A 9,950-nucleotide genomic window follows, 5' to 3' on the forward strand; every position below is an offset into this window, starting at 1 on the left:
ACCTCAGGCATCCGCGAACGCCGCCAGCGCTTGCGATCGCCGTTGGAACGACCGTTTGCACAGCATGCCATGTGGGCTGCCCTCGCCATCCACGAGCATCGTGGCCACGAACCAGCGCCCCTCGAGACAGCCCAGAATGCGCACCCGATCGAGCTCGATGTCGTCGGCATCATCGTCCAAAAACGGCCCGATCCAGCGCTCCTCGATGCGCGCATCCCACGCAAAATCCAGCTCTTCTGCGCCCAGAAAGCGCTGCGCCAGCGCCGCGCCGGCATCGTCCCCGAACTCGATCTGCAAGCCGGCGATCAATGCCGAAACCACACGCTCCGACGGGACTGAAATGGGTTGAAAGCAAGACATGATCCGTTCCTTCGCTGTCGCCCTCCGACGTGAGGACCACAGTCGAACGACGGGCGGCGGAGCGGCTGTCAGGGCCGCCGGAGCGCTAGCGCAGGCGCCGCGAAGCGGACGCGGGGGGAGCCGATTTGCGCAGCAAATTGGGGGGCACCCGCGGGCCTTGATAGCCGCTTTGCCGCCCGTCATGCTTGGACGACCGAGACGCCACCCTCCCCCGCTCACGATCATTGCGGCACCCTGCGGAGGAAGAAGATCGGATCGCCGCCATCCCCGGGCGCAGCCGCACGTCCCGCCACATCGGATGCCCGACCCACCACAAACACCTCCGGCGGATCGCCCGCTAGGGTCGCATCCCCCGGCCCCTGCGCGCCCACAGCCGCGAGATAGGCGACGGTCTCGCCGGGCAGCGATCGTTTGCCCGCAAGCCACGCGCGATAGCGCGCCGGCCCGGCATTATAGGCCGCAAAACAGCCGGGATATCCGAACTGATCGTACATCGCGCGCAGGTAGAAAGTGCCGGCGAGGATATTGTCGCGCGGATCGTCAGGGTCGGCGCCGAGCCCGAGCGTCGCGCGCACTTCGCCCCAGGTTCCCGGCATCAGCTGCATCAGCCCGATCGCGCCCTTGACGCTGCGGATCGGACGGCCGCCAAGACGGGTCCGCCCCCCGCTCTCGGCGCGCATCACCCGCTCGATCCACTCGGCGGGAACGCCGAACCGGGCCGAGGCCTCGGCGATATAGGGCTGCCAGCGCGCGACATCGCGCGCCTGCGCAGGCGCTACGGCAACCAGCGCGATCGCAGCCACGGCAAGCCTCAGCGCTGCCACAGCAGCACCGCGCGGCCGACGATATCGGCGCCTTCCGTAACCCCGAAATAGCGCCCGTCGAACGAGCCGGGCGCGTCCATCAGCAGCAGCTGTTGCCGCCCGGACAGGCGCACGCACCCGCTCCACCACGGCATTGCACGCCCCTGCCCGTCGCGGCGCAACCGCCGCGCGACCACCCGGCCACCGACCAGGATCACTGCCCCCGAAGCGCAGACCTCGCTGCCCGCGACGGCTGCAACGCGCTTCACCAGCGGCACATTCTGCGGGAGATAGCCGCGCACGGCAGCAAGCCGCCGCCACGGCAGCGGCACACGTGCGATCACCATGTCGCCGACGGCGGCAGGCGTTCCGGGCGCAACGCGATAGAGCCCGATCGGCGCGCTCGCGCTGGCGTTCCACAGCAGCCGCGGCGCGGGCGGCGCGACGATCGTGCCTGCCAGCGCGAGCACGCCAGCGCCGATCCCGAGCGCGGCAACCCGCAGCTGCCGCGTCCGCCGCGCCGCGCGAAGCGCCTCGCCCCAGGCGAGCAGCGGCGCGTCGCCGGTGGAGGTCCGGCGCGCGCTCATGGCGCGATCTGCCGCGCGCTATGCTCGCGGCTCCAGTCGTCGAGATCGTCGATATGATATTGAACAAAGCGGCTATGGCGCCGGAACACCGGCCCCTTCCCGGCCCGGCGCAGGCGCTTCAACCCGCGCACCGAGATCTTGAGATAGGCCGCTGCCTGATCGGTATTGAGGAAGGGCGAGCCGCGCTTGGCGCGGCCGGCACGATCGATATCGTCGGGATAATCCATGAGGGGCTTGCTCCGCACCGAAGCGGCCCCATGCCGCTTCGCGCGGCACTTCATCTGTCGCAGCAGACCCCCGCGCGGCAGGGTCGAAAACGCCTAGCAGCGAATTCGACCCCCTACCGCTCCGGGCACGTCAGATGTCGGGCTCCGCAAGCCGCCGCTGCGCAATCGCCTTCACCTCGGCCTGCAGAAGTTCGACCCGCTCGACGATCCAGTCGAGCTCCTCGCGGGTGATCCGATAGTGCGGCGAGTAGCGCGCATTGACATAGGCCTGCTGCAGCAATTCAAAGCAGCGGCGCGCGAATTTGGTGTCGCGCGGCCACACCGGAATGAGGTCGCGCGCGACATTCTCGGCCTGATCGCGCAGGAAATTGAGCTTGTGCGACTTGGGACTGTAGAGCGTCAGCACAAGTAACAGCGTATGGTAGGCATGCTCGACGGCTTGGTGCAGAAGAAAGGCCGCGCGGTTGTTATAGCCCTTGTCCACTGCGCCCTGTGCGAGGTCTAAAAACTCGGCAGCGCTCGAATACCACTGAGCGAAATTCGCCTGCGCCTCGGCCCGCGCAGCTTCCGGATCAAGCGGCTTCGGCGCCTCGAACGGGTGCCCGTCGAGCTGGTAGAGGGCGACCCCATCGCGCACGATATCGACAAAGAACGGACGCCCCCGCGCGAGCAGGTCGTTTACATCCTTGAGGCTGTGCACGATGAAATTGACCGGCGCCGAGAGCCGCTTGCTGATCGAATACTCCCGCAGCAGATGGTCGGCAGCCTTGGCCCAATAGTCGAGCGTATCGGTGAGGCGCTCATCACTGACGACCACGAGAATGTCGTAATCCGAGTAATAGCCACCGATCGGATCGGCGACCCAATCGCCACGCGCATAGGAGCCGTAGAGGATCACCTTGAGGATGCGCCCCTGCTTCTTCCATTGCTGGGTCGCAAGGCGCGTCGCGTCCTCGAATTCAGCGAACAGGATCTCGACAACGCGCTCGAGGTCGCGGCGCTTGGCGGATGGAAGATGATCGAGATCGGTTTTCATGATGGTTCGAATCCTAGCGGGCTTCTGGCCAAGAACAACGGCAACATGAAGCAGAAAGGGAAGAGACCCCGCGCCGCTTGGCGCGGGGTCCAGGCGGTCAGTCGGCCGGATTCCAGATGATGGCGAAGCTGTCGTCATCGGTGTGACCAGCGGCGCGACCGAGATTGGCGTAGAGCCGGCGGGGTCCGAACTCGGGTGCAGCGAGGCTCAGCGACACATAGTCCTTGCCCGAGGTTTCGCTGCGGCGCAGCCACCCCGCGCCGACCTCGACGCCGCCCGAAGTAACCCGATAATCGGGCTGGTTGTCGCTGGTCTTGCGGTCGTTGGGGGCGATCAGGATATCCGCCCGGATTGAGAGGGTCTTGAGCTCGCCCTTGAAGGCGTTGCCGTCGCGGGTGACGTAACCGATAGCAGCCATGATACTTCTCCTTGTGGTTCGCCCCGCGGAATGCCGGGCGATGGGCAGACCAAGGGAACGGTGACAGCGGAACGGCGAACCCGAAGGGCCGCAGCGTCAGCGGAGGACCGGAGCGAAGCGACTTATTTGCAGCGAAGCGGCCGCGAGGAGCCCGCCTGCGGGCGGGGAAATAAGCCGCCACGCGATGGTTTTGTCCGTACCGCGACCGTTCCAGGTCAAGTCCCAAGAGCCGCCTTTCCGTCGGGCGAAATCACGGAGGTTCTCGGTGCAAGCTGTCGGTGTTTAGCCTACACGCAAACGATCGGGGCGCACTCAACCGAGAACTTGCAAATCCGGCGAATGACGGGCTACGGCCACAGCTGCTACGGAACCCCATTCAAAGTTCGGGATGCGAATTGACGCTGGGCGGCAAACCGCGGGGCTAATAGCGAGCTCGCGACCGGCTTCGGCGCTTCTCCGAAACGGGCGCATCCGAGCGCACGAAGCGTGCCCGCCGTGGCGGTTAGCCGCGCGCGACCGCCATGCGCGGCGCCTTTGCAACGGTGCTGAGCTCCCTAACGTGAAGTGTCGTAACTAAGCAACGGTCGTCAGCTTTGCGCCTCAAAGTCGGTCGTCGAGCCTGCCGGATAAAAGCCGGAAATCTGCCGTTCGCTCACCGCGCGGGCCGCGCATCCGGGAACGGCTGAGATTGGGAGAAGGCGCCGCTCCTATGCCGCAGATTAAGCGTCAGCTGCTGTCGGGAGGCGACGTGCAGCGCTTGTTCGCGCGGCGTGACGTTAAGATGAAGCTGGGTCGGCTGGAGACCGGCCGCTTTCAGCAAACGATCCAATGAGCTGGACGTTCGGTGGCGCTCGGTCGCACCGCGCTTCTACTGTCCTCGCTTCTTTCCATTTTTATGGCCCTTTTTCGAGCTTGGTTTCGACATCTTCGCCGCCTTTTTGGCGGCTTTCGCGGCCTTGGTCGCCTTGGTATCGATGCCGCGCTTGGTCAGATCTATCCCGATGACGCGTATGTCCTCGACGCCGGGGTAGTCGTTAGAGATGAGTGTCCAGTGGCGCTGGAGCTCGTCGACCAGCATCTCGAAGGTGTCGGCCCGTCGGCCGTTTGGCAGCTCCCAGTACGACTTCGTGCCGAGGTAAACCAAAAGGAAGATGCCGCGGCTTGACCGGACGTCGCGCAGGTAGTCGCCGCACAGCTGGACCTCGAGTCGTTCGAAGAGGTGCGGTCCGGTCCATTTGTCTGCCAGCTTCAGCTCGGTCGGCACGGGTGCATCGAAGCCGACGCCGAAGAAGCGGAGGTCCGGCCGCTTGGCGTCCGCTAGTTCCTCTTCCTGCGGGACAACGTAGCGTCCGGCGGCATGGTCGCGGCACCATCCGCCGATGAACTTCCGGAACTCCGTCTCTTGGTCGATCGCCTGCAGGATCGATGCGATCGAGGAATCGCCGTTCTCGAGGTCGTGTTTCAGCGCGTCGAGCTTGTCGGCGGCGTGATACCAAAGTTCGCGGTGGTTCGCAGGCGTCGCGACGAGGGACTTTCCGAACTCGCGCACCTGTGCCGGGGTCCAGGCGTCGACGTCCGCATCGGCCGCGGCCTTCGCCTTCGCGTGGAAGCCCATCCAGGGTCTGCTTCCCTCATCGGGGTGCGCGCGCGCCATCTCGAGCAGCGCGAGGAACGCCGGTTTGCCGGGCGTCTCGCGGATGAAGGCGATGAGCGCGTTGCGCGCGTCCTGCGCGTCGTCACGCAGGCCCGGCGAGTAGACGCCCTTGCCGGCACGCTGGACGTCATCCTCCTGCCGTATGTAGCGAGCCATTAGGAGGTAGAGCGACTTCATGTGCTCGACCGTGCGGAAGGCCTGGCGCGCTCGACCCTCCTGCGAACGGCCGCCGAGCAGGGCGACGACGAAGGCGAGCGCCAGTTTCGTCTGCTCTGCGGGATCGTTCATCCCGGCAAAGCGGGCCGCGAGCGCGGGGATCGCCGCATCCGGGTCGACGCCGACCCATGTGGCGAACCAGATCGGGGAGAAGGTCAGGTTGCGGGTGGCATTTGCCTTCCGGGACGCGATCGCGGCGATCGTCTTGTCATCCACCGACGAGCGGTTGATGATCGCCAGCAGGTAGCCGAGGTTCCTGGTGTTGAGCCGCTTGGCGCGTATCGCTGGTAGTAGGTCCGGCGCGATATGGTCCCATATCCAGTCGCCGCTCCAACTGACGTCATAGAGCGCGTAGTGGCTCTCGCCTGCGGCCGTCTCGGTGGACAGCTCCTGCATGATCTCGCGGCGGATGATGTCGACGACCTGCGAGGGGAACGTCTTGCTGAGCTGCGGGAGCCAGGTCGGGAAGCCATTCAGCTCCTGAAGCCCATAGCGGGTGGCGATCTCCGCTTGGTCCGCGTTCAGGCCGGATGGCCAGTTCTCGGTCTCCCGGGCCTCAATCGAGAGGCCGGTGAGCCCGAATATCGTCGTGAAGGGCGTCGTGTTGGCGGCCGCGCCCTCGGAACGGAGCTTCGGTATGTTCTGTCGCCAGTAGTCGACAGCACCGTCGCGGAACGCCTCCGCGAGGTCTTCGCCGAACTCGTCAATGAGGGAGCGCCAATTGCCGTCGGTCCAGCGATTATGCTGACCGTCGGTTTCCCGCATCTGGTCGTGGAGATAGGCCTGGTCTTGCGACACCAAGCCCGGTCGGCCGAAGTTCCGGACGGTGGCGATGCGACCCGCAAGAATCTTCTTCGCCCTCTGCTTCGCCTTCGCCTCTTTCGCGGCCCGCCGGTCGGATTCGCGCTTCCATGCTGCCTGCTGGCGCTTGAATTTTGCGCCGGCGCCCTTGGGAGGGTTGAGCAGCTTCGCGAGTTCTGCCTCGATCTCTGGCTCGATCGTAGCGGCCTTCTTGAGACGGTCCCGCCAAGCACGGAGCCGCCCGTTCTGGTAGTACAGCGCGACTGCGAGCGTGAGGGCCGTCAGCTTGTCGTCTTTGAGCGGCCGTCCGGTGATCTGCTCGGCCACGTAGTCGAAGTCCGGTCCGCTGAACGCCCAATAGGAACCGAAGATTGACACGAGCCAGTAATCGGTCAGACATTCGCCGCTCTTACGCTTCCGCGAACGCTCCTCGGCGACGCAGTACCAGAACAACGCGCGGTTGAGCTCAGGCCATGCCTGGACCAGTTTCGGCAGGTCCTTGCGGATTTCCTCGAACAGGCTGCGGCCATAGTCCTCGGCGATCGGAAGTTTCCGCAACACCGACAGTGCCGGCTTCTTGAGCGTCTCCGGATTGCGGCCCTGGATCATCTTCACAACGATCTGACCGGCGGCCTGCCCAAGCCAGCTGTACCGCTTGGATATCTCGCAGTGGCGCTGCTCGACCACGGGCTTCCGGTTCAAAAGCTTGCTGATCCCCTCCAGCAGGGTCGCGAGCGATGAAGGCGGGAGCGATGCCACGTATCCGGACAGCGCGTTGGCGAGCGGATCGGTCTCGAACTGCTTCTTGGGTTCGGTGGCCGCAAGGGCCGAGAGGAGCCAATCCACGTCGGCCGGGGCGTTGCCGAGCCCGTCCAGAAGCTCACCCAGCCAGTCGCGCCTCAGCGGCGGCCGCTCCGCGACGAACGCCATGCGAACGTCGGCGACGTCCTCAGGCGTCCCCACCTCCACGATGGCCCGTACGGCGGCGATGCGCGCGTATTTCGACCGCGACGTAAGGGCGAATCGTTTCGCCTTGTCGGCGAGCGCGGCGATGCCGCCCTGTTGGACCATCCGCATGAGGAACCAGACGATGTCGTCGTCGTCCTTGTGGTTCTCGAGGAGCTCTCGGATGACGTCTGCGAGATCCGGGTTGGTGAAGCGCTGCACGGCCGAGTATTCGGTGACGCTGCGGCCATGCGCTGGCTGAGCGAGCTGCTCGCAGGATTCCCGGAGGATCTGGACCCGCGTCTCGAGCGGCAACCGCGCGGGATCGCCGCCCTCAAAAAGGACCTCGGGAGCGAGGCACATGACCCGTTCAAGGATCCGCTGATCCAGGATCGCCAGCCAAGGGAGGATCGGACGCATCGTTGGGACGACGACCTCGATGCCGTATTGCCGGCGGAAGAACAGGTTCTCGACGCGCGCGCGCGATCCTTCGTCGATCAGCAGCGAATGAATCCATTCTGCGGTGAGGAACTCGCGGACCGACCGGTGGTGGAAGCGGACAGTACCGTAGATGCCTTCGTCGAAGATCGGCCTGGTGAGAAGCGTGCGGCAGTCCGCGTCGTCCCAGTCGGTCAGGACCTGCCTGATGTCGAGGCCGCGGTCGTTCTTCTGTCCGTCTGGGACGCGTACCGCCGATTCCTTGGCCAGGGTGGACGCCGCGGCGACAAGGCGTGCACCTTCGCGAATGCGTTTCTTCGAGATCGGGTTGGCGTCTGCACGGTCCTGGTCACGCTCCTCAAGACGCTTGTCGATGCTCGCGCGCAGCAGCTCGAGGCGCGAGCCGACGCGGCCGTTCGCGAGCCAAAACTCGATTGTCTCGGCGAGATCGAGCGGCCGAGTCGTGAACGACCACGCCTCCGCGCGGTCCAGCGCCTTCCTGAACGCGGCGACGTCAATGACACCCTTCGCGTCCGCGAAGCGATCGACCTGGTTGCCGGCGAGGTCATCGAGCGCGACCATGCGGAACACCGACTTGCGCTGCTTGGAGTTTGCGCCGTCGGTGGTGGTGACTGCTTCGTCTGATTCCTGGTCTTCGCCGGGCGCGGTCACTGGCGGGGTCCAGGACAGGTTGGTCTCGCAGAGCAGTAGATCGGTCTTAGGCCGCCATGCTTCGCCCCGGCTGGTGATGACGATGTGCGCGCGCTGCAGGGCGCCGCGCAGCTTGCGGCCGATCGTCCTTATTGCCCGCTCGAAGTCCTTGGGATCCTTCAGCCGTGCCTCGTCCACGGAGTCGAGGAGCAGCCAGCCGTCCTCGCCGGACGCGATCCAATCCTCGAATTCCTCCTGTGTCCCTTCCTCGAACGACCCGTCGAAGTCGAGCGCCAGGTGCTCGATGCGGAGGAAGAAGGCACGCTTCCCGCGGTGCCGGAGATCCCGGCATACATGCCTGATCTCCTCCGTCTTCCCGGACCCCGCCTCGGAAAGCAGCACGACGCGTGGTTCGGCGAGCAGGTCGGGCCACTGCGCGGGCTTTTCCCGGCGCATCAGCCGGAAAAGCTCGGTGTCCTTTCCCTCCTCCTCGTGCAGGGCGAGGTCATGGAAGGTGCGGTGAAGCTGTATGAACTCGTCTAGGTCGTACGACACTGAAGCCCTCTCTGGCCGGCCACTTCTTGGTCCCTCCCCCCAAACTTGCAGGCCTCGTTGACGTGCGGCCATGCCTTTTCATGTAGCACGACTGGCGTGTCTGCTCACGCGCGCGATTCATGTCCGCTTATGGAGCTTGCAGATAACTGTCAGAGTGTGAGACCTGTGCCGCGTTGTTGCCAGGCACCTTGGGATGGGCGAATGGCGGGTTCTGGAGGAAGCTGTCGTCCAAAGCCCAATCCGCAAACGACGCATTTTGGTCGGAAGCCGTCTTGCGTGGTCAGTCGATTGCCGCGGCAGCTTTCCAGAGTTGGCCCGCTGAACCGGCCAGTCCGAAATCGGCCCACGAGCTGCCGAGCTGGTTTCGGCACGAACCGCCAGTCTACAAAGCGCCCCATGATCGGACGTTCAGCCTGTCTCCGCACGCGCTCGAAACCGGGCGTTTTTTTATCTCACTTAGCCGGTGGTGCGGAAGACGGCCCTTAGAAGTTTGCGGCCGTTCCGACGTTGTGTGCCGACCGGCGGATTGTGGTCAGGAGCCGACATCAAAGCAGGTGTGTGCGGGGTGCTCCGGCCCACTCCCACCCACGTCTCTAACGCGCGGCACGCTCCCGGATTTGTAAGCGTATCTCGGCAGTCCGACGTTCGGTTTCGGTCAGCCCCGCCATCATTCCGGCCAGTGGTGCATGCGTGCCGCCCTCGAACTCCAGCCCTGCGCATACCTCCAGCGCCTTGCGATACTCGGTCCACCGTTCCTGCGCGACCCCAAAGGCCTCGGTCTCCTCGTCGCTCAGCAGCAGCCGGAGATTCACCATGGCTTCCTCCAAGTTGGCATCGGCAACCCCAAAGTCCGCGCCGGTTCGCGCCTTCATCGCCACATTCGACAGAAAGGCCGCGTATGTGTCCGGCTCATCCTCGATGGCTTCGACTACTACGGTCGCGGCTGCACTAGTCGCCAAGCTTGGCTTCCGCATAATCTTCTCGAACTGACGAACCTCGTCCAGCGTCGTGCCGCTGGCTTTCAACTTCGCGGCTAGGTCCGCCACGCTGTTGAGGTATGCGGCCTGCTCCTGTTTTGGAGCGCCAGTCCACCAGCGATGAATTAAAAACGTGAACCCGCGTCCAAACCAGCCGACTAGCCCCGCGACCAAGGTGATTGCGGCGACGATGAGGGTTGCTTGGGGGGCTGTGACCTGGAGCATGTCTCAAGCTATCGTGTGCGGCGGCGCTTGGCGACCGTTCTACAGCACCGAGGTTAG

General features: G+C 64.9%; 9 protein-coding genes. 1 reads left to right on the forward strand and 8 read right to left on the reverse strand.

The features are described 5' to 3' along the window. Nucleotides 1-3: 3 nt before the first annotated feature. The 6 genes from VGN66_RS17585 to VGN66_RS17610 all read right to left on the reverse strand — a co-directional run bounded on the left by VGN66_RS17585 (nucleotide 4) and on the right by VGN66_RS17610 (nucleotide 3,431). Nucleotides 4-321: a hypothetical protein gene (locus VGN66_RS17585; RefSeq protein WP_327520073.1), complete on the reverse strand. Its 318-nt coding sequence runs from the start codon at nucleotides 319-321 to the stop codon at nucleotides 4-6. Nucleotides 322-581: 260 nt separating this feature from the next. Further along, complete coding sequence (locus VGN66_RS17590) at nucleotides 582-1,184, reverse strand: lytic transglycosylase domain-containing protein (protein ID WP_327520074.1); 603 nt, start codon at nucleotides 1,182-1,184, stop codon at nucleotides 582-584. Continuing rightward, the gene (locus VGN66_RS17595; RefSeq protein ID WP_327520075.1) at nucleotides 1,172-1,750 is read right to left on the reverse strand and encodes a S26 family signal peptidase; all 579 of its coding nucleotides are present in this window, start codon (nucleotides 1,748-1,750) and stop codon (nucleotides 1,172-1,174) included. Before VGN66_RS17595 ends, VGN66_RS17590 begins: the two co-directional genes overlap by 13 nt. After that, nucleotides 1,747-1,977, reverse strand: a complete 231-nt coding sequence (locus VGN66_RS17600) for a helix-turn-helix domain-containing protein (RefSeq protein WP_327520076.1) — start codon at nucleotides 1,975-1,977, stop codon at nucleotides 1,747-1,749. The genes VGN66_RS17595 and VGN66_RS17600 overlap by 4 nt, the downstream gene beginning before the upstream one ends. Nucleotides 1,978-2,107: 130 nt before the next feature. Beyond that, nucleotides 2,108-3,013: a nucleotidyltransferase and HEPN domain-containing protein gene (locus VGN66_RS17605; protein WP_327520077.1), complete on the reverse strand. Its 906-nt coding sequence runs from the start codon at nucleotides 3,011-3,013 to the stop codon at nucleotides 2,108-2,110. A gap of 97 nt (nucleotides 3,014-3,110) precedes the next feature. Next, a complete protein-coding gene (locus VGN66_RS17610; protein ID WP_327520078.1) occupies nucleotides 3,111-3,431 on the reverse strand; it encodes a DUF736 domain-containing protein in 321 nt (106 codons plus the stop codon). A gap of 709 nt (nucleotides 3,432-4,140) precedes the next feature. Here VGN66_RS17610 and VGN66_RS17615 point away from each other — a divergent pair. Beyond that, nucleotides 4,141-4,263 (forward strand): hypothetical protein, encoded by a 123-nt coding sequence (locus VGN66_RS17615; RefSeq protein ID WP_327520079.1) that lies wholly within the window; start codon nucleotides 4,141-4,143, stop codon nucleotides 4,261-4,263. 36 nt (nucleotides 4,264-4,299) lie between these two features. Here the strand turns inward: VGN66_RS17615 and VGN66_RS17620 are convergent, their stop codons facing one another. Together VGN66_RS17620 and VGN66_RS17625 are read right to left on the reverse strand one after the other, a co-directional pair. Next, on the reverse strand, nucleotides 4,300-8,691 hold the full coding sequence (locus VGN66_RS17620; protein WP_327520080.1) for a hypothetical protein: 4,392 nt from the start codon (nucleotides 8,689-8,691) through the stop codon (nucleotides 4,300-4,302). Nucleotides 8,692-9,284: 593 nt separating this feature from the next. Then, the gene (locus tag VGN66_RS17625; RefSeq protein ID WP_327520081.1) at nucleotides 9,285-9,893 is read right to left on the reverse strand and encodes a lysozyme inhibitor LprI family protein; all 609 of its coding nucleotides are present in this window, start codon (nucleotides 9,891-9,893) and stop codon (nucleotides 9,285-9,287) included. Nucleotides 9,894-9,950: the final 57 nt, after the last annotated feature.

It is taken from the genome of Sphingomonas sp., assembly GCF_035998645.1.
Classification (GTDB): Bacteria; Pseudomonadota; Alphaproteobacteria; order Sphingomonadales; family Sphingomonadaceae; genus Sphingomonas.